17 protein-coding genes are annotated in these 21840 nt (G+C 46.1%); all 17 read left to right on the top strand.

Annotated features, from left to right (window positions below):
- The first annotated feature begins 77 nt into the window (after positions 1–77).
- The 17 genes from B5F77_RS01435 to B5F77_RS01355 all read left to right on the top strand — a co-directional run bounded on the left by B5F77_RS01435 (position 78) and on the right by B5F77_RS01355 (position 21829).
- Complete coding sequence (locus B5F77_RS01435) at positions 78–851, top strand: type 1 glutamine amidotransferase domain-containing protein (RefSeq protein ID WP_087326570.1); 774 nt, start codon at positions 78–80, stop codon at positions 849–851.
- Positions 852–924: 73 nt separating this feature from the next.
- Positions 925–1158: a tautomerase family protein gene (locus B5F77_RS01430; RefSeq protein ID WP_087326569.1), complete on the top strand. Its 234-nt coding sequence runs from the start codon at positions 925–927 to the stop codon at positions 1156–1158.
- Between the two features lie 101 nt (positions 1159–1259).
- Positions 1260–2918 carry a thiamine pyrophosphate-binding protein gene (locus B5F77_RS01425; protein WP_087326566.1) on the top strand — a complete coding sequence of 553 codons (1659 nt, stop codon included), beginning with the start codon at positions 1260–1262 and terminating at the stop codon, positions 2916–2918.
- Between the two features lie 14 nt (positions 2919–2932).
- The gene (locus tag B5F77_RS01420; RefSeq protein ID WP_087326563.1) at positions 2933–4147 is read left to right on the top strand and encodes a hypothetical protein; all 1215 of its coding nucleotides are present in this window, start codon (positions 2933–2935) and stop codon (positions 4145–4147) included.
- A gap of 26 nt (positions 4148–4173) precedes the next feature.
- Entirely contained in the window at positions 4174–5361 is a 1188-nt protein-coding gene (locus B5F77_RS01415; RefSeq protein ID WP_087326560.1) for an MFS transporter, read from the top strand.
- Positions 5362–5399: 38 nt separating this feature from the next.
- Positions 5400–6677, top strand: coding sequence for a hypothetical protein (locus B5F77_RS01410; RefSeq protein ID WP_140392788.1), 1278 nt, complete (start codon positions 5400–5402; stop codon positions 6675–6677).
- A 32-nt stretch (positions 6678–6709) separates the two neighbouring features.
- Positions 6710–7876 (top strand): SpoIIE family protein phosphatase, encoded by a 1167-nt coding sequence (locus tag B5F77_RS01405; RefSeq protein WP_087326554.1) that lies wholly within the window; start codon positions 6710–6712, stop codon positions 7874–7876.
- A gap of 183 nt (positions 7877–8059) precedes the next feature.
- Positions 8060–9916 (top strand): AGE family epimerase/isomerase, encoded by a 1857-nt coding sequence (locus B5F77_RS01400; RefSeq protein WP_087326552.1) that lies wholly within the window; start codon positions 8060–8062, stop codon positions 9914–9916.
- A 6-nt stretch (positions 9917–9922) separates the two neighbouring features.
- Positions 9923–10228 (top strand): STAS domain-containing protein, encoded by a 306-nt coding sequence (locus B5F77_RS01395; protein WP_087326745.1) that lies wholly within the window; start codon positions 9923–9925, stop codon positions 10226–10228.
- Positions 10229–10234: 6 nt separating this feature from the next.
- On the top strand, positions 10235–12361 hold the full coding sequence (gene glgX / locus B5F77_RS01390; protein ID WP_087326549.1) for a glycogen debranching protein GlgX: 2127 nt from the start codon (positions 10235–10237) through the stop codon (positions 12359–12361).
- Positions 12362–12399: 38 nt separating this feature from the next.
- The gene (locus tag B5F77_RS01385; RefSeq protein ID WP_087326546.1) at positions 12400–12711 is read left to right on the top strand and encodes an STAS domain-containing protein; all 312 of its coding nucleotides are present in this window, start codon (positions 12400–12402) and stop codon (positions 12709–12711) included.
- 6 nt (positions 12712–12717) lie between these two features.
- A complete protein-coding gene (locus tag B5F77_RS01380) occupies positions 12718–13134 on the top strand; it encodes an ATP-binding protein (protein WP_087326541.1) in 417 nt (138 codons plus the stop codon).
- Positions 13124–13690 (top strand): DJ-1/PfpI family protein, encoded by a 567-nt coding sequence (locus B5F77_RS01375; RefSeq protein WP_204244937.1) that lies wholly within the window; start codon positions 13124–13126, stop codon positions 13688–13690. The genes B5F77_RS01380 and B5F77_RS01375 overlap by 11 nt, the downstream gene beginning before the upstream one ends.
- Before the next feature lie 111 nt (positions 13691–13801).
- The gene (locus B5F77_RS01370) at positions 13802–15358 is read left to right on the top strand and encodes a hypothetical protein (protein ID WP_087326535.1); all 1557 of its coding nucleotides are present in this window, start codon (positions 13802–13804) and stop codon (positions 15356–15358) included.
- A 4-nt stretch (positions 15359–15362) separates the two neighbouring features.
- Positions 15363–18374 (top strand): sensor histidine kinase, encoded by a 3012-nt coding sequence (locus tag B5F77_RS01365; protein ID WP_087326533.1) that lies wholly within the window; start codon positions 15363–15365, stop codon positions 18372–18374.
- Positions 18375–18578: 204 nt separating this feature from the next.
- Positions 18579–19418, top strand: coding sequence for an ATP-binding protein (locus B5F77_RS01360; RefSeq protein ID WP_087326530.1), 840 nt, complete (start codon positions 18579–18581; stop codon positions 19416–19418).
- Positions 19415–21829 carry a TonB-dependent receptor gene (locus B5F77_RS01355; RefSeq protein ID WP_087326527.1) on the top strand — a complete coding sequence of 805 codons (2415 nt, stop codon included), beginning with the start codon at positions 19415–19417 and terminating at the stop codon, positions 21827–21829. Before B5F77_RS01360 ends, B5F77_RS01355 begins: the two co-directional genes overlap by 4 nt.
- The last annotated feature ends 11 nt before the right edge of the window (positions 21830–21840 follow it).

Here is a 21840-nt window from a genome sequence, read left to right as displayed (position 1 = left end):
ATCTAAGAATAATTTGAATAAAATAATAAGAGACAGGTTTTTACTCCTGTATGTTTAATTAAAAAACTATCAAAATTATGGCAAAGAAAGTTTTAATCATCGCAACAAACTACGGTTCATGGGGTGAGGAATTGCAAGCTCCGTGGGATGCATGTAAGAAAGCAGGTTTTGAAGTGACTTTGGCTACTCCGCAAGGAAAGAAGCCATTGCCTTTCGAAATTAGTGTAGATCCGGACTTCGTGGATGGTGTTCAAAATATCAAGACCAATCCGAAGGAAGTTTGCGACCGTTGCAAAGAATTGGTTAATGGTGAAGAATGGGCACATCCGTTGAAGTTCTCGGAAGTCAATATGGCAGATTACGATGCTATTGCTTTGACAGGTGGTCCGGGTGCAATGCTGGATATGTGCAATTGCTGGGAACTTCACAAACTGATTATGGATGCCTATAAGAGTGGTAAAATTGTAGCTGCGTTGTGCTACGCTGTTTCTACATTAGTATTTTTACGTGATCCTGAAAACGACTACAAGTCTATTATTTACGGTAAGAAGATTTGTGCTCATCCTCGCGCATGGGATTTCTATGGTCCAGGTATGGCTATGTCTTACGACCTCTATGGAGCAACGGAAGATAACAAAGGTACGAATGTAATCACTCCGGGATTTTTATGGCCAATCGAAGATTTGGTTCGTGACGCAGTAGGGCCTAATGGTGCTTGCATTGCACGTATTAATGCGAGCCGTGAAGATCCGCAAGTGTATTATGATCATCCGTTCATTACCGGTACGTCGGTAGAATCTTCTATCGCTTACGGTGATATGATCGTGAAAGTATTAAACTCTATTGACTAACAAAAAGTAAAATGAGCCAAAGTAGGGGAAAGATTTCCCGCTTTGGTTCATCCTTGAAAAATAGAAATACGATATGCCTGCAATTATTATTCACAGTATAGAAATGACTGACGAGCAGAAAAAACTGCTTGCGGACAAGTTTATTTCAGCCTTTTCGGAAGTTAGTAATGTGCCTAAGGATCGCATTTACTTGTTCTTTAATGGATATGAACTTAACGAGGCTGCTACGGGCGGGAAATTATTCTCGGAGAATCCTCCTAAAAGTGCCAAAGCAAAATTTAATGCTGAGGAATGGGAGAATAAATGAACAAACATCTGATTATCAGGAGAATTAAGTAGTCTTCTGTTTCAGAAATAAAAACGATGACGGTATAAGATATACGGCAACATAAGTAAAAATAAGATACAATGGATGTAAATCAAACGATAGTAAAAGCTCTGGAAGACATCGGTGTGAAGCATGTCTTCGGAGGAAGTGGGCAAGTCAATGCCTCAATGCTGCTGGCTCTGCGCGACTCAAAGAAGATAGAGACCATCATTATCCGTAATGAACAGGCGGCATCGTTCATGGCATGTGGCTATACGATGTTTAATCCGGGTAACTTGGGCGTATGTTTCGCAACGGGAGGTCCCGGTGCATTTAATTTGTTTTCGGGTATGGCAGTAGCGTTATCCGATTCACTTCCAGTACTGGCCATTACGGGATATACGTCGATGAATCAGCGTGGTAAAGGAGCGTTGAATGAATCAACAGGTCTGAGCCGTACACCCGACTCGCAGGTGATGTTTTCTGCGACTACCAAAAAATCGTATATTCTGGAGCGTCCTGAAGACACGTGCGATATATTAGAAGATGCTATTAATACGGCGTTCGAAGGACGTCCGGGACCGGTACATATTCATATTCCGAAAGATGTAACTACGGCAGAAGTGACTAATTTCCGTCCGATTAACATTCATGTGAAACCGGTTAAGGCAACAGATGATGCTTTACAAAAAGCAGCCGATGTATTGGCTGACGCTATTGCTAAAAACAAGAAAGTGTTGGCAATGATCGGGTATGGTTGTATCCGTAGTGAAGCAGCAGAGGAATTGTTACAATTAGTAGAACGGTATCAGATTCCATTTGTACAAACGATGGATGCCAAAGGATTGTTGCCCGAGAACCATTTGCTTTGCTTAGGTATGTATGGTACATCGGGCGATAAGGCAGCTAAGGACTATTTTGCCGAAGCCGAATTAGTGCTTGCCATGGGAAATTCGTTCGCTCAAAACGCAACATTTTCATTTCAACCGGATTTATATGTCAATAAACAATTGATTCATATTAATATTGATCCGGCTGAAATCAACAAAGTGTATAAGGCCGATGTAGCGGTAGTGAGTGACGTGAAAGGAGCACTTCAGGCAATTTTATCATTACTGGCGGCAAAGAATCTTCCGGCATTGCAGCTTGGAACTTTGCCGGGTGGGCATTATTACGAAGAATTGCCGCATGTAGATGCAAAACGGATATTTCCTGGAGACATTGTTCGTGTTTTATCGCAACACTTACCGGATGATGCCATTGTAATGGGAGATGCTGGTTCGCACATGTTGTGGTTAAGTTGTTATCTGCAACTGAACAAGAATCAACGCTATCAGAATCCGGGTAGTTTTGGTCCGATGGCAAGCCACACTAATGGTTGTTTGGGCGTGAAATGCGCTAATCCAAATAAAGTAGTGATTGCCGGTGTGGGCGATGGATGTTATCAAATGGCAGGTTTTGAATTGATGACCGCCGTACAATATAATATTCCTGTTATTTGGATTATATTCAATAACAGTGAATTCAATATCATCAAGAAGTTCCTGTTAAACATGTATGATGATGAAGCCTATATGCAGTTTGATAATCCAGATTTTGTAAAATATGCAGAAGCATGTGGCGCGAAAGGATATCGAGTAGAAAAACTAGATGAATTCTTGCCAGTTTTACAAGATGCTATTAAGTTGAATAAGCCATGTCTTATTGATGTTTGGGTAGATAGTGAGGTGTACCCTCCTTTTAGTCTGGGACGAGTATAATAATATTTATATAAATGTATAGGAAAGGATGGATAGGAATATTGCTGTTGCTTCTTGTCTTGCAAGTAAAGGCACAGAAGGTACAGTTTTCGTTGGGTAAGGATTCTACGTTCAATGCCGCGGAAGATTATGCTCGGACGAGCGAGGGATTTGATGTGGATATCAATCAGGTGAACGTCATTAATCTTGGTATGCAGATTGCGCAGGACGTGGCTGTCGCCAATGCCAATCGTGATGAAATACTTTCGGCTCTGCCCGCAAAATCTTATTATCGGCAGCGTGTAGACTTGATGCTCTCGTCCGCTTTGCCGGAACGTACCAATGTATATTCTACCGTTTCTTTCCTTAACGACAATTCCTCTAGTCCGTCGGCTATTGCAACCATTACAAATCTGGAGGTGGAACATTATTTTCGAAAGAACTTTAAAGTTCGTTTAGGACGTTTAGCTAACTCGGTTTCGGAATCGCAGTTTTTCGGGCGTATGGCTTTGGAAGAAAGTTCGGCTCATGTGTTCGGTAGGAAGCTATTCATTAACGATGCGTTGGAGTTTGACGGTAGCTTTAAGAAAAAAGGAGGACCATCTTTCTTTATCGGATTGAAGCCGCTATTCAAACCGTTTAATCTTAAAGCTGTTTATGCTGGTATCCATCAGCCGTTTAAGAATGGGATGCAGGCGCACCTTATCCTTTCGGTCAATCGTCAGTTCGAAGAAGATATGAAGGAATATATTCCGGCTTTTACGGGAAAAGATGCCTATTTCTCTTATGAAGTAGAAGCAGCCTATAAACGTTTAGGAGGAACTGTTTTTTTGAACATTGGAGGTAATGTGGGATATACGGGCATTCTACCTCATACATCAGGAAAGTTCGACTATATAGGTCAACTGCTTCCGGTGATTACCGACAAGGGCGAATCATTTAAAGAAACCTTTACTCCATCGTGTGGTTTCCGGATTTTCCCGGCCAAGATGCATCCATTTTGGAAATTCTTGCCGCAAGTTGGCGTAGAAACCGAAGTGCAGGGCGCATTGGCCAACCGCTTTACGGCGTTAAACATTTGTGCTTATTGTAAAATAAATATTACGCGCCGTATGGTGTTGACTTATTATTGCACGCCTCAGTTTGTATGGCAAAAATTCAATATTGAGCAACCGGATTATATAGGAGGCGTGGTAAATTATTTACGTTTGAGCGTGACAGTGGGAAAACCTGCCCGTATGTTCTTGTAGTTTGAGTATAGAGAAGGAAACAAAATATGGAAGAAAAAAGATATTCGAGAATGCTGATGCCGTCTATTTTGTCGGTATCGTTGCTTACTATCATGGCACCTACGGCTATTTCGCCTGCATTAGCTGCCATTCGGGAGGCTTTTCCGCAGATTTCAGCTACACAGGCTAAGCTCGTTCTGACTTTGCCTACACTCATTATGATGCCGTTGGGATTGTATTCAGCAAGGCTCACAGCACGGATAGACAAGAAGAAATTGTTACTCGTGGGCATGACATTGTTTTTGGTCTTCGGTGTGGCCGGCGGCTTTGTAAATGACTTTCGTTTGTTGTTGCTTATGCGAGTGTTGTTCGGTATTGGCTTGGGTATTATGACCCCGTTGTCTACGTCGTTGATATTCGATTTTGCTCCCGATCCTGGTCGGCGCAGCAAGTTATTGGGTATTCAAGGGGCATCTAACCAATTAGGTGGCTTAGTTTTTATGAGTCTGTCCGGTGTATTGGCGAACATCTCATGGCGATATTCTTTCCTGTGTTATGCTTTCGTCATTGTTTCGATTGTGCTGACAACCTTTTTTCTGCCTTCTATTCCTCCTTTACAACCGAAAGAGAGTGCAGCTGGAAGTGGAAAACAACGTCTTGACAAGAAATTGTTTATTCTGGCTTTTTTTGCCATGATGATATTTGCTTGCTATTTTGTCATCAATACCGATTTAGCCCTTTTTATGGATGTAGAAGGAATTGGGGATGCAGAGGAGTGTGGTTATGCACTTTCGCTCATGCGTATTCCGGCAATCTTAGCGGGCGTGATGTTAGCTTGGATTATGCGCAAACTGAAAGATTGGACCATGTCGTTTGCCTCCGTTATTATGGCGGCAGGCTATTTAATCATTGCTGCATCGCATAGCTATGGCATATTGATGGTTGGTTGTCTAATCGTTGGTTTGGGTGGTGGTTTTGCTTTGCCGCCTATTTCCTTATTTTTACCGCGCATCGTGACACCTCGCCAACGCACATTGGGTGTGGCTATTATCATGTCGGTAGCTCAGTTGGGGCAATTCATATCACCACTCTACACAGACTTGTTCGTGAATAGTGCTGACCCAGAATCCAGCCGGATGCGGTTCGTAGTATCAGCTATTACAACGATTGTCATCGGCTTGATGATATTGGCATTCGCCCGTACGCTTCCCAAGAAGCCAATAGCTGAGAATTAACAAATAAGAAAAGGATAAAATCTAATATGAATAAACAGATGAATACTTGGATAAAACTATTATCAGTAGCCTTCATTGCTTGTTGGTTTACCTCTTGCGACGATGATAACCCTGTCACTGGTGAAGATATACAAGAGGAAGAAGGCTATGCGTACGTTGATTTGGGCCTCCCTTCTGGTACGCTATGGGCTACGGAGGATGTTTCAGTAGATGGATCCACCTTCTTTGCATGGGGTGAGACAAAGCCGAAGTCAAGTTATACCTCGGTTACTTACGCCTATGCCGAAGGTTCCGACAAAACACTAACTAAATACTGCACAGCTGATACTTGTGGTGCAGATGGGTTTATTGACGGTTTGCTCTTCCTTCAACCTGAAGATGATGCCGCCCATGTAAATTGGGGTGGCGAATGGTGTGTACCTATCTGGGAGGAATGGCAAGAGCTCTATGATAACTGTACATGGGAAACCGTGCAAGCTGACGACGGAACGTTCACTTTTGTCGCTACCAGTAAGTTGAACGGCAATCAAATAACTTTCCCAGCAACGGGTGCTATGCAAGGCGAGAAAATGCTTTATGCTGGTAACGGTTCGTACTATTGGGCTTCTACACTTTTGACAAGTAACTGTATGTATGCTGCCGGTCTGTCGCTTTCGCCTCAGTCCATAAATCTGAAGGAAGGTAAACGTCCGATGGGGCATTGCATCCGTGCCGTAATACCAGGCGATCGCGTTTCTCTTCAAGCAATAGACTTGGGTCTTCCATCGGGTATTAAGTGGGCTGCAACCAACATCGGAGCTATCTCATCTGACGCCGCAGGACTCTTGTATGCCTGGGGGGAAAGCGTTCCCAAGCCTCGCTATGACTTCACCAACTATACGCACTGCGAAGGTTCTCCTAAGACGCTTACCAAATACTGTACAGATAGTGAGTTAGGCAACCAAGATAACCTAACGCGGTTAGAAGAAGCCGACGATGCCGCCGCCCAAGTTCTCGGTAATGGCTGGCGTATGCCTACTGCAGAGGAAATGGACGAGCTCATGACGCAATGCACATGGACTGTAGGCGAGATAGATGGGCAAAAGGTCTGGACTGTAACAGGTCCTAACGGGAATAGCATCACCTTGCCTCTCGTAGGGACTATGTGGGAAGAGACCTTAGAGTTTGATAATATGCGCGGCTTTTACTGGACTTCCGACCTCGATGAGGAAAGTTGCCAGTTCGGTCAGGGATTGTTCCTCAATCCGCAATCGTTCTCGTGGGGAAATGGTTTTCAGCGTGCCAGCGGAAGGAGTATACGTCCTGTGCATGAGTAATATAATGAATACAAGAAACGAAATACACGACAATGGCTGTAAAAATTTTAAGTGTTGACGATGAGTTGGACTTGGAAATCCTGTTCACTCAATATTTTCGTCGGAAAATTCGCAAAGGAGAATATGAATTCACTTTTGCCCATAATGGATTAGAAGCACTTCAATTAGTCCTCGAAAGAAAAGATTTTGATATCATATTGAGTGATATCAATATGCCGGAAATGGACGGATTGACATTGCTGACACGCGTGAACGAGATGCGGAATCCAGCTTTGAAATGTATCATGGTGTCTGCCTACGGAGACATGGATAATATACGTACGGCGATGAATAACGGTGCGTTTGATTTTGCTACGAAACCTATTGATATGGAAGATCTTTCGCGTACGATTGAGAAGGCCGTCGAGCAGATTAATTTCGTCCGCGAATCGCAAAACGAACATAACCAATTGGAGTCGCTTAAAAGCGATTTGGCGGTAGCAGGCGAGATTCAACAAGCGATTCTTCCGCGTCGTTTTCCTCCTTTCCCGGAGTTAGCGGACGTAGTAGATATTTATGCTTCGATGACACCTGCTAAGGATGTGGGTGGAGATTTCTATGATTTCTTCCAGATAGATGCCGAGCGGATTGGTTTTGTCATTGCAGATGTTTCGGGCAAAGGAGTACCTGCTTCTTTGTTTATGGCGGTAAGCCGGACGTTGATTCGCGCAACTGGCATCCGAGGGATTCCATCGCACGAATGCATCAATTATGTTAATAAGCTGTTGTGTAACGAAAGTCTTGATTCTATGTTCGTAACAGTCTTTTATGGCATTTATAATTGCAAGACGGGAGAAGTAGATTATACGAACGCAGGGCATAATCCTCCTTACCTTTTGCGGCATAACAATACGTTGGAAGCGTTACCTCTTTCGAAGAATTTCATTGTGGGTGTGTTCGACGACTTTGTATATACGAATTCCTCGCTTACGTTGGAGCCGGGAGATGCGCTTATCCTCTATACTGATGGGGTTACGGAAGCATTCAATGAAGAGCGGCAGATGTTTGCGGAAAGCGGCTTGGAGAAAACTCTGAAGAGCGTCCCGGGGGCGGGAAGTGAAGAGATTTCGGAAGCAATCTTGGAGGATTTGAGGGATTTTGTAGGTAATGAGCCGCAAAGTGATGATATCACCATGTTGGTATTTAAGCGGCTTAAATAAAAAGATTTATGGATATATGTTTTGGCCTTCGGAATACCTCTTCGGAAATATAGTTATATTCGATTTGAATTATAACGAGAATCCGTTTGGATTATAACGAAGATCTTTTGGGGTTACCACGGTATTTTGGGCAAAGCATATAAGGGAATTTAGACATGAATAATAATGATAAATAATTCGATTATGAACGACAATTTTAAGGTATTCAAACCCGCAGGGAAAATGCAGTTTGAATTTACAGATTTAATGGCGGGATATGTAAGTAATTTCGATGAAAAAGAAAGATGTTTTACATTGACTACGACGGATGGACGCGCGTTTTCGGTAGCTCTGACCGATACGACCTTTGCCCGTTTACTTCGTAATTTGGATGAACCCTATCAGGATGCAACGGGAAATATGTATTCTTTGTTGGCACAAGATGGGCGTATGGCTTTTGTGTTTGGTATTTTTTATCCGCAACAAAATGGGGAATATGCGTTTGAAGCTAAGCAGATTGATTTCCCGGAAAGGGAATTAGGTAAGTTCCGTTTCGAGGAATCCAATTGGTGGATTAACCAAGCTCGGAGCATTTGTAATTTCTTTGTGCGTGCGCAATTTGGGGATGGCGATATTGATTACGAGAAATATCGTACGTCGGTTAGCTTGAGCGGAAAACGGGAAGTGAACTCTTTCCGCCAAGAAACAGATACGATTTCGCGTATGATTTATGGTATGGCTTCTGCTTTCATGTTGACGGGCGAAGATATCTTCTTGGAAACAGCCGAAAAAGGTGTGGAATACTTGAAGAAACATATGCGTTTTTATGATGTAGACGAGAATGTGGTGTATTGGTATCATGGCATTGATATCGATGGAGATAAGGAAAAGAAAATCTTTACTTCTGAGTTTGGAGATGATTACGATGCCATCCCGATGTACGAACAGATTTACGCGTTGGCCGGTCCGATTCAAACCTATCGCGTGAATGGTGATCCTTCTATTTTGCGGGATGCGGAATTGACCATAGACCTCTTCGAACGTTTCTTCAAAGACAAGAAAGGTGAAGGTTATTATTCGCATATTGACCCGGTTTTGCTTAGCCCGGATAGTCCAAGCCTCGGCCCGAATCGGATGCGTAAGAATTGGAATTCGGTAGGAGACCATGCTCCGGCTTATTTGATTAACTTGTATTTGGCTACGGAAGAAAAGAAATACAAGGATTTCTTGGAATATACGGCCGATACCATTACGACACATTTCCCAGATTATGAGAATAGTCCGTTTGTGAATGAGCGTTTTATGGACGATTGGAGTCATGACCTGACATGGGGATGGCAACAAGACCGTGCCGTAGTAGGGCATAACTTGAAGATTGCATGGAACTTGATGCGTATCAATAGCATCTGCCCGAAGAAATCGTATGAGGAATTTGCCCAGCACATTGCAGAGGTCATGCCGAAAGTAGGAATGGATGTGCAACGGGGTGGATGGTATGATGTAATGGAACGTCGTTTGCATGGAAATCAGGAATATTATCGTTTCGCATGGCACGATCGTAAAGCTTGGTGGCAACAGGAACAAGCGATTTTGGCGTATGAAATCCTGTATGGTATTTATGGTAAAGAAGAGTATTTGAAGTATGCCCGCGAGTCGGCTGCGTTCTATAATACTTATTTCCTTGATCATGAAGACGGAGCTGTTTATTTCAATGTATTGGCTAATGGCTTGCCTTACTTGCTGGGTACGGAACGTAAGAAGGGAAGCCACTCAATGAGTGCTTACCATTCAGTAGAGTTAGCATATCTGGCCGCTACTTATACGAACTTGATGAATACGAAGAAGCCGCTTACTCTTTACTTTAAGCCGCAAGTAAATGGATTTAAGGATAACGTTTTGCGTGTTCAACCGGATATTTTGCCAATAGGAAGCGTGAAATTGGCGAATGTCTGGATAGATGATAAAGAATGGAAGAATTTCGATGCAGATAAGTTGACCATCCAGTTACCGGCGGTAGATTATCGTCCAAAAGTGAAAGTGGTAATTATTCCTAAAAACTAAATGAAGATGAATGCAGAAGTTCATAAAGTAGGTTCCGTCTTGGATGCTTCATCGAGCAAAGAAGAACAACAAGCTATTCTCTCTATCTTAGATCAGAATAAGAATGTGATCTTGGACTTATCTGAATGCACCTATGTTTCAAGTGCAGGTCTCCGTGTTATGCTATATACCTATAAAGTAGCGGCATCTAGTGGATTGAACTTGTATTTGGTAGGTGTGTCGAAAGAAGTGCGCGAAGTGATGAGTATTACGGGATTCGAACATTTCTTCAAATACTTTGATACGGTAGAAGCGTGTCAGAATCAAATATAAAGAAGTATGCAACGAGTTGATTTATTTCCGACACATGAGTATAAAGGGCTCAAGTTACGTACTGGACGGCCGTATCCTTTTGGAGCGACCGTCATGGGTAATGCGGTGAACTTTTCAGTTTATTCGCGCTATGCTACGGCTTGTACGTTAGTGCTTTTTCATAATCATGAGCCGGAACCGTTTGTGGAGATTCCTTTTCAAAAGGAATTTAAGATGGGAAATGTATTTTCCATGATGGTATTTGATCTTGATTTCGAAAATATTGAATATGGATATCGCATGGATGGACCTTGGAATCCTAAAGAGGGACATCGTTTCGATAAGACCAAGATATTGATGGATCCATACGCCAAGTTGATCGCTGGTCGAGATGCCTGGGGCGTTCAACCGGATTGGGATAATGTGTATCAATACCGGGCTCGTGTCGTATGTGATGATTTCGATTGGGAAGATGATTTACCATTGGAAACGCCTGTCAATGAATTGGTCATCTATGAAATGCACGTTCGTAATTTCACGTGTGGTGCTAATGCGAATGTAAAACATCCAGGAACCTTTGCAGGTATTGCCGAGAAGATCCCTTATTTGAAGGAACTGGGTGTGAATTGTGTGGAACTGATGCCTATCCATGAATTCGATGAGTTTGAGAATAGTAAACCTTCACCGGTTGACGGGCGCATGTTATATAATGTGTGGGGATATAGTAATGTTGGTTTTTTTGCTCCCAAAGCGGCTTATGCTTCGACGGGGCGTTTTGGCATGCAGGTCGACGAGTTGAAGAACCTCATTAAACAGCTTCATGCGAATGGGATTGAAGTTATACTGGATGTTGTATTTAATCATACGGCAGAGGGGAATGAAAAAGGTCCTTATATCTCTTATCGGGGTATTGATAATAAGACTTATTATATGCTGACACCGGATGGATATTATTTCAATTTCAGTGGTTGCGGAAATACGTTGAATTGCAATAACCCCAATGTGCGGGATATGATTGTAGAAAGCTTGCGTTATTGGGTAACCGATTATCACGTGGATGGATTCCGTTTCGATTTGGCGGCTATCTTGGGACGTGACCAGAATGGATGTCCGATGCCTAATCCGCCTTTGCTGGAGTCATTGGCTCATGACCCTATTTTGGGTAAAACAAAATTGATAGCTGAGGCATGGGACGCCGGAGGCTTGTATCAGGTAGGTGCATTTCCTTCATGGGGGCGCTGGGCGGAATGGAACGGGAAATACCGGGATAGCATCCGTAGGTTCCTGAAAGGTGATGAGCATGTATTGGGCGATGTGAAAGAACGTATCGCAGGTTCAGCCGACTTGTATGCCTCTCAAAACCGAGGCATTAAGGCAAGTGTGAACTTTATTACAGCCCATGACGGATTTACATTGATGGACCTTGTGTCATATAATGGCAAGCATAATGAAGCGAATGGCGAGGACAACCGGGATGGAGAAGACAATAACAATAGCTGGAATTGCGGCTGGGAAGGCGAATGTGAAGATGCGGGAATCAATTACCTGCGTCATAAACAGATAAAGAATGCAATATCCTTGTTGATGGTAAGCCAGGGTATTCCGATGATATTATCGGGTGACGAAATGGGGAATACCCAATATGGAAATAACAATGCTTATTGTCAGGATAATGAAATCGGATGGCTCGACTGGACGAATCTGCAGAAGAATGAGGACATTTATAATTACTTCCGTAAGATTATCCGCTTCCGTCAGGCTCATAAAGCATTGCGTTTCGAATATCATTTCGGGCATTGTGATTACCGTAATCTGGGATATCCCGATTTCTCATGGCACGGTGTAAAAGCATGGCGTCCTGATACCGGATATAACAATCTGACCGCAGCCTTTATGCTGAACGGGCGGTATGCGGAGACAGACGGGGTGCCTGATGATTTTATTTATGTAGCCATGAATATGCATTGGGACATGCATGGATTCGAACTTCCTCAGCTGCCTGAAGAGTTGGCATGGCATGTATTTGCCAATACGGAAATGGCTGCTCCGGACGATATTTGCGAACCGGGTGAGGAATGCTTGCTCGATAATCAGCATGAGATTCTGGTTGGTCCACGCTCTATCATGATATTGGTTGGAAAACGACCGAAGTAATAAAGGAATAATTGAATGATAAATAAATAGTATAAGTTATGGATAATCAATTTACAGTACAACAGGACGGTAATATGTTGAGCATCGTCCTGGGTGAACAACTCACCACCAACAATGCTCCGGCATTGATGGAAGAACTCAATCAGTATAAAGGAAAGGGTATCGAAAAGGTAGTTTTCGATGCGACAAAGCTGGCTTATATCGCAAGTAGCGGTATTCGTACCATTATTTTCGCGAAGCAGAAGCTGGGCGGGAATCCGGTCATCGAATTTGTGAATTGCGGAGCTGATATCCGTAGCGTGTTTGAGATGACAGGATTGCAGAACTATATTTCGTTCGTTAGCAAGTAGATTGTTATGAGACGGTTACGTTTTCAACCTATTGCAGGTCGAACGGAGGAAATCATCGATGCCATCCTCCAAACGGAGGAGGTGGCATCGTGTGGTAAAGCGCTTTATGCCGTCCATTTGGTATGTGAAGAGTGGGTCGTTAATGTCGTAAGCTATGCGTATCCGTCGGATGTCGAGGGGTATTTGGTAGTGGAAATAGAACGGACAGACATCGGCCTTACGATTCGCTTCCGGGATGGTGGCGTGGCGTTCAATCCGTTGGAGAAGGAGATGCCCGATGTCTCTCTTCCGTTGGAAGACCGTCCGATAGGCGGATTGGGTATCTTTTTGACACTTCAGATGATGGATGAGGTTTCGTATGAACGTATCCAGGATGAGAATGTTTTGACCATTAAAAAAAGAATCAATGCGGATGAAAAATAAAATAGGAATACTCATTGAGAGTGATTTTTACGAGAACGAGATATTTTACTATCAGTTCCGTTTCAAGGAGGCTGGGTATGAGGTACATTTCCTTTCCCGCTTGTGGGGAAACGAGAGCATCACCTTTAGTGGGCATGAATACCGGGCTCCTTTCTATTGTAATGAAAGTTTTGAATCGCTGAGCGATGAGGCGTTAGACGACTATGCTGCCGTGATTGTTCCGGCAGGTATGGTAGCTGATCGCCTCCGCTATACGGAAGACGTATCGAAACTTCCGCCTGCTTGTCTTTTCTTGCAGCGGGTTTTCGCGCGGAAGGATATCGTCAAGGGTGTGATTTGTCACGGTCTTTGGTTGCTTTCACCCGTGTCTGAGTTGGTAAAGGGGCGGCGGATGACCGTGCATAACAACCTCTTGGGCGATGCAAAGAACTATGGCGTGGACTACGTGGACGCCGATGTCGTGGTGGATGATGACCTGATTTCGGCGCGGACAGGCGGGCATTGTTATCTGCTGGCTTCCGAGATTCTCCGGGCAATAGACGGTAAGCAGGCGTAAGTGTGCGTGTCGATATATCCTATGGGGAGGGTCCTTGGAGCATATCAGGGGAAGGCATGTGTAAGAAGACGATAAGTTAGACCGGAAAGAACGAAACAGGAGGTTCATCGTGTGAAGATAGAAACGAAAGATTATATATGGGGAAGCGTGTGCGGCGTGCTGCTCTTGGCGTTGGGTTTTGCCTGGTATGAAAACGATACATTGTCTCGCGAATCGGAAGCAAGGCGGGTTGAGTTGGAAAGTTATCAGGAGAATGAAGGAAAATCATACGTGGTCGAACGCATCAGCCAGCAGATGGAAGACATTGCTTACCAGCAGAAGGATATTGCCGAGAAGCAACGCGAAGAGGCCGTGTTCCAGATGAGTGTGGCCGATAGCATGCGTCTTCGTGCCGAAGAAGAGCAGCGTAACGCGCAGGAGTTCGCCCGAAACATGGTAGAGGCCCGCAATATGGCGGAAGAACAACGCGAACGGGCTATTCAACAGCAGCGCAGGGCGGAGTATGCGCGTACCGTGGCGGATACGTTAAGTAACGTGGCTTTGGGGCGCGTGCTGGCTTCCCTTTCGGCGGTACAGTATCAGGCGGGCAACCGGGATGCGTCGGCTTTGTTGGCATATGCTTCGTGGTCTTTCACGACAGAGTACCGGGGAAATGTCTATTTACCGGTGATTTTCAATGCGCTTATCCTGAACAGCCGGAGCTTTCAGACGCAGAATGTCCACCGAGGAGGCGTGTCGCGTATCGTCTCTTGCCCGGATTCGGCGGGAGATTATGTCTCTGTAAGTCGGTATGGAGAGGTCAAACGTTGGCACGGCCTGCCGGGAGAGATACGCGATCAGCTCCTCTTTAGCGACTCGACCTGCAGCTTCCGGGATGTATATGTCGATACCAACCAAACGATTTATGCCCTGAGTTATGAGGGAAAGATGTGCCTATTTTCCCCCAATACCCCGGTGGAAACCCTCCTTTTGCCCGAGACAAGCGGATGGATGCGAGTGTGTCCTTTCGATGCGGAGCGTTTGCTTTTAGCATCCGAGCACCATCTTTATTTCTTTGATAAAGCCCAAAAGCAAATCGTCAGGACGATTCCTTTGCCTCAAAAGCTAACTGCATTGTCCGAAAAAGAGGGACAATGGTTTGCTTATGGGGAGGGAAGCACGTTGCATCGTGTCGGTCTGGACGGAGCATTAACGCCGTTAGAGCGTTGGAACAGCGAGACGGTCACCGCGTGTGCCTGGTCTCCGGAGCTGCAAAAGTTGGCAACAGGTACGGAAAATGGGAATATCTATCTGGTCGATTTGGCCGGAAATTCGATGCGGAAACTGACGGGACATCGCTCGAAAATCACCCAGTTGCTCTTTCATGGGCATCATCTTCTTTCGGGAAGTTACGATTGTACGGTAAACATGTGGGATGTGAATGCGACCAAACAGGAGCCTGTCCCGGTTCGGACATTGCCCTCTTGGGTCTATTGTCTGGCGCTCGGCCCCGACGAAACCCTTTGGATTGGCGACGAAAGTGGAGCCATATCGCATATCATGATTTCGCCGGACCGGATGGCGAAGCGCATCCAAAAGGGATTGAAACGGGACTTTACAGACGACGAGTGGAACTATTATATAGGTAATAACCTGCCTCGTCGGCTCATGAGACAATTAAATCAATAAAGAAATGAGACGGTTTTTAGGCATATTGATCGTATGCTTGCTGGGCATAGGGACGCTGAAAGGGGAAGGCGGATTGCCGTTTTTCACCAACTACCTGCCTGCTACCTACCAAGCGCACAATCGGAACTTCGATGTAGTAGGCGATGAAAAGGGCCGCATCTACGTGGCTAATTTCGAAGGTCTGCTCTATTATGACCAGGCGGACTGGCATATTCTCCATGCGCCCGGCATCTTCCGGATTACCCAACTCTACAAGGACCGGAACGGAAGAATATGGGTAGGTGGTTACAACCTGTTCGGGTTTCTCTCGTCGGACCGGCGTGGTTCTTTGGAATTGCAACTGATTTTTTCGGAGCGCAACAAGGGTTTTTTGGGCGAAGTGACCGATATCTACGAAGAAGAGGGACGGATTTGTGTGGAAACTTCCATCGGGGACATCACGCTCGAGGACGATTCCATGCAGGATTTCATCGTGCGAACCAGCCGGCAGCCCGCGCCTCTTTATTACCAAGGTCTGCCTGTAAACCAAAAATTAGCCCTGCCCGACGGCATCACCCTGCTGGCAACGGCCGGGAAAGGCCTGGTGGCTTTAGACCGGGAAGGCCGGGAACTGTATGTTTTGTCCGAACAGAATGGATTATGTAACAATAATGTAAACCAAATTTATGCGGATAGTTTGGGATACGTGTGGGGCGCAACGGACCAAGGTTTGTTCCTGGTGGATGTCCATTCCTCCTATACTCGCTTTGCCGAGACCGAGGGGTTGCTGGGCGAAGTGCAGTCTGTTTGCCACGTAGATGGACGCTTATTAGTGGGCACCTTGCAGGGGATTTATGAAAAAGTAGGGGCTAAATTTCAGCCGGTAGGGGATATTCATTACGCCTGTTGGCAACTGCAGCCAGACAAGGACGGGCAGGTGTATGCTGCTACGGCCGGAGGTTTATTCCGCATCCATGCGGGGAAGGTGGAACAACTCAGTTCGGCGCATACCCTTTCCTGCTTTATTAATCCGGACGGGAGCTGCTATGCCGGCGAGGTAGACGGTATATATTATATAGGTACGCGCGCGCGTACATTATGTAATAAGGTGGAGAAAGCCACCCATTTCTACCAGGATTCGGAAGGAACACTCCTGGTTCGGAACATCTACGGGCAGGTGTTTCGGCTGAGCGAGGACAAGAAAGAATACATTTTTGTAGTGCCTAAGAACGCGTCCGGCGCCGAGGCACGCTATAATAATACGCTGTATCAGCAGGGCGGACACCTGTATGTGCAGAGCCACGTCGGCCTGTTTGAGTGGGATGCCACCTCCCAATCGCTGGTAGAAAAGCCGGAAATGTCCGGGTGGCTGGCGGAGGCTTCCTATCCTCAGTTCGTCTATCCGGAGGGGGAACGCCTCTGGTTTACCAACAACGAAGGCAAGGCGTTGCGCGTTTACGACCCGGCTGCTTCGAGCGAAGGGCTTTCTCGCTGGAACGAACTCCTCTATCCGGTGCATCATTTACCGGTATTGGCGATGGACATCGAGGGCGAGAATATCTGGCTGGGGGGTAGTTTTGGTTTGCTACACAGCCGGTGGAACCAGCAGGAACCGGACTACCAGCGGACGAATCACACCTATATTCGCCGCATTATACTGGACCAAGATTCCATCCTTTGGGGCGGATTTAGTGGGGAAGACCGGCTGGAAACGGATTTACCCAGCAGCCGGTACGACTTCCAAAGCCACAGTCGCGATATCCGTATCAGCTTTTCTTCGGATGCGTTGTCCGCGCTGGGCGACGTGGAATACCGGTATCGTTTCCACAGCGGTGCGGCGTGGTCGGACTGGAGCACCACGACTTCGGCGCATTATGCCAATCCTCGTCCGGGCAGCTATACCTTCGAGGTGATGGCGCGAGACCGGTATGGCCGTGAGACGGCGCCTGTCTCTTTGGCGCTCTACGTGCACTATCCTTTCTTCCTGAAGTGGTATTGCGTCGTGGGATATGTGCTGCTTTTGGCGATATTTATCATGCTCATTATCCGGTTACGCATGCGTCGTTTGCTCCAGGAAAAGGTGCGTTTGGAGCAGATTGTGGCGCAGCGTACCTCCGAACTCCGCCAGCAGAAAGACAAAATCGAGGAGAAATCGAAGCAATTGGAGGTGGCTTTAGACGACCTGAGCAAGGCGCAATACGAACTAATCCGGCAGGAAAAGATGGCGACAGTGGGTACTTTGACGAAGGGACTCGTCGACCGCATCCTCAATCCTATGAACTATGTGAACAATTTCTCGCACTTAAGTCTGGGATTAATCAAGGACTTGGCCGAAAATCTGAAAGAGGACGAGGAACGCATGACGCCGGATATCTACGACGACTCAACCGATATCTTGGAAATGCTCCGCACGAATCTGCAAAAAATAGAGGCGCACGGCTTGAACACGACCCGCATCCTCAAGGCCATGGAGGAGATGCTGAAGGAATGGAAAGGGCAGGTTTCGGTGATGGACATCGCGGCGATTTGCCGGAAAAACATGGAAATGCTTCACACCTATTACGCGCAAGAGATTGCGGAATGCGGCATCCGGACGGAAGCGCCCGACCCGGATTTGGTCCAGATTGCCGAGGTAGACGCCGAGCAATTCAGTAAGACCATCATGAGCATACTGGCCAATAGCATCTACGCCCTGCAGAAGAAATGCCAGCGAGAGGACTATCAGCCGCTCATACGACTGACGGTTTCGCCCGACGAAACGCAGGAAAACGTAATCATCACCGTCTACGACAACGGGATTGGCATCGAGGAATCCATCATCGGGAAGGTGTTCGACCCCTTCTTCACCACCAAGACGACCTCCGAGGCCGTCGGTGTCGGGATGTACCTCAGCCGGGAAATTATCCTGAACCACGGCGGGGATATCACGGTAGCCTCCGAGAAAGATAAATATACACAATTTACTATAATTATCCCAATAAGTCAGAAAAAGCGTAATCGCGCCGAGGGGTCAAAAACAAGCCCGTTATCTCCCTAAAAAAAGACACCTGTGAATCCAAAAAAACACAGTCGTCTTTTTGAAAAAAGACAGTTGTCTTTTTGGAAAAACACAGTCGTCTTTTTTGAAAAAGACAGGCGTCTTTTTTGTTAAAGACAATAGCTTTTTTTAAGACACATGGGTGGGTATATTAAATATGCTGATTAATAATGAATTAAATAACAACTGAAAAATACAACGCATATGGATACGATAGAAGAACTAAAGGAGCAGATAGTCCGTTTGCAAGGACAGGTAAAGGAACAAGAGAAGATGGCAACGCTCGGATTACTCACCGCAGGGATTGTGCACGAGATACGGAATCCGTTAAATTTTGTCATTAACTTCAGTAAACTTTCGGGCGATTTGCTGCGCGAATTGAACGAAGATTTGGCTCCGTACGAGGCGGAGATTGGCGAAGAAGACTGGGAAGATATCCAAGATATACAAGGCAACCTGCAGGAAAACCTGCAGAAGATACGCGAACATGGCGACCGGGCCATCAGCATTATCCAGCATATCCTGCTCTATTCACGCGGGAAAGAGGACGAGTTCATACCGACGGACATCTGCCAGCTGGTGCATGAATATGTCTGGCTCTCCTACCATGCGATGCGGGCCAGCCTCCAGAATTTCAACATTTCCATTCAGGAACACTACGAAGAAGGACTGCCGCCTCAGCCCGTCGTGCCGCAAGACCTGAGCCGCGCCGTACTGAATGTCATGAACAATGCCTGCTATGCGGTATGGGAACGGGCGAAGCAGGTGGGCGTAGACTATCGTCCGACGGTCGAAATCCGCGTGTACCGGCAGGATAAAGAGCTCTGCATCTCCATCAAAGACAATGGTACCGGCATGACCGAAGAGGTGAAAAAGCGCCTGTTCGAGACCTTCTTCACCACCAAACCCACCGGACAAGGCACGGGATTGGGCATGTATATCACGCGAAACATCATCGAAGAGAAACACCATGGGCGCATCGAATTCGACTCGGAAGCCGGCTCCTTTACGATATTTACCCTCATAATCCCGATGAAAGCATGAGAACCTGGTTCGTATACCTACTCCTCCTCTTGCTCCCCTGTGCCGCTATCGGGCAAGAAAATAGCGACCTTCGGCAGCGATACCTGCAGGCCGAAGCGGAATATGGCATCGGACATTTCGACGCTTCGATAAGCTTATTGGAGGAACAGATAGGCAATTTCCGCGGCACACTCAAGGAGAGCGCGTACCGATTACTGGCCTTATGCTACCTGAATAAGGACAACATGCCGGAAGCCGAGCGCTATATTTCGCTCCTGTTGAAGGAGGACCCTTATTATAATGTGACGATTCACGACCCGCTCCGCTTCGCTGATATCGTAGAAAGATTCAAGAAAGGCGGGAACGCGACCATCACCACCGCCTCCCAACAGGCCGAGAGCATAGACGAAGCACCGGTGCCTGTGACGGTCATCACCGAACAGATGATACAGGATTCCGGCGCCAAAACATTGGCAGAACTACTGACATTGTACGTCCCCGGCATGAGCCTGATATCAGGAAGTGAGCTGAATGTAGCCCTGCATGGCGTCTATTCTTCCTCGCAAGAGAAGATATTGATCCTACTAGACGGGCATCGGCTGAACAGCCGCGCCACTAATTCGGAAGCGCCAGACTTCAGAACCAGCCTAAAGAAGGTGCAGCAGATAGAAGTTTTGCGCGGTCCGGCTTCGTCATTATACGGGAATGTGGCGCTGACTGCGGTTGTGAATATCATCACAAAGAAGGGGTTTCAGGTAGATGGTGCGCAGGTTTCGCTGGCAGGAGGGAACAATCAGACCTACCGGGCCGACTTCCTTTTGGGAAAAGGCAGCTTTGATTTTGACTTTATGGGCTGGGCTTCGGTCTATATTTCCCGCGGCGAGGAACGGTATCTGAACGCAGACGATGAAGGATTCTACGGGAAAGTATTACGCCCCGGAAGCATGTACATCGGAGGATACAACCACAAACCCGCCTACGACATCGGCTTTACCGCGCGATGGAAGGACATAAACGTGCTGTTTAACACGCAATATGCCAAGAAAATACCGTCGTATGTGACGGTGCGCTACCCGAGCCTTTATGATTATGACCGCTATCGGATAATTAATGGATCCAAACCCGGACATGCGCGACAGGCTACCCATGGAGAGGTAAACTACGAGAAGTCTGGCGAAAAATGGTCAGGAAAAGTCAGTGCCTTCATCGATATCGAAAGCTGTTCCTACTATGATGTAGCCGCCGACACGCTCTTGGCAGGAGACCGTTACCTGCCTGTTGGTCCCGGAGAAGTACTGGATAGTACGATAAAAGTGGGCATGGGCGAAAACGGAGTATACCAGGTCCAGGCATGGAACGACTATGTTTATGGCGGCTCAGCGCAGGCTATCTATCATTTCCAGACGGAGAAATGGAAAGGAAACCTGCTTTTTGGCACGCAAATAGAGAACTATACCATGAAGGACAATACCTTGATAATAGGCGACCACTACGACCGGATTATCATCACCTACTCGGATGCCAACCGCTCGCTCCTGTTAGGCAACGAACTGAATGCCTCTGTATTCACCCAATTAAAGGCGTCTCTTGGCAAAAAACTGATATTCAATGGCGGCCTTCGGTACGATTATAAACATCGATACAACGGTAAAAAGTTGAATGAATTCTCACCTCGTTTGTCATTCATCTACTATATTAACTCCAATTCCCACCTGAAGTTAGGCTATTCACACTCGTTTGTGGATGCGCCCTTCTTCTACCGCGCGACCACAATTGCCACTTATTCGGGAGGAAATAAGTTGGATGCCGAACAGATGAACGCTGTCCAGTTCAGCTTTGACCAGTCTTTTAAAGAAAAAGGACTGAAGTATGAAGTGAATTTCTATTACAATGCGCTGGAAGATATTGTCTGTTATGGCGTGCCTAATGACGCAGGCGATTTGTTATCCAACGCCGGTTCGTTGAAAGTATGTGGCCTGGAAGGTACCGTTTCCTACGAGAAAGCCAAGTGGTATGCAATGATGAACTTTTCCTATCAGCACTTGATTAATAGTACAAACTATACGGTAACAGGCTCGCATATCAACGCTGTTCCTGATTTTTTGATGAACTGTTTGTGCGCTTATCAGGTCCTGAAACGGAAAGAACATGAGCTGAAAGTAAGAGGAAACCTATCGTTCCAGACGAAACAATATGCGCCCTTGGTTTCCAATCAGATCTATTTAGGCGACCAAATAGTCTATGACCCGGAATACCAACTGGGCGCGCGGGCCATCGTGAATGCCGGTTTAGATTACCATTATAAACGAGCTACGGCCTCGGTGAGCATCTATAATTTATTCGATACAGACTATTATCAAGGAGGAAGTACGCTGGTACCCCAACCCCAACAAGGTCGGAATTTTATGTTTACGCTATCTTATTTATTTTAAAACCCAATTGA

Origin of the sequence: Parabacteroides sp. An277 (assembly GCF_002159645.1) — a bacterium.
GTDB lineage: Bacteria > Bacteroidota > Bacteroidia > Bacteroidales > Tannerellaceae > Parabacteroides.
The sequence above is the reverse complement of the archived record's forward strand: the minus strand, read 5'-3'. Positions and strand labels throughout refer to the sequence as shown.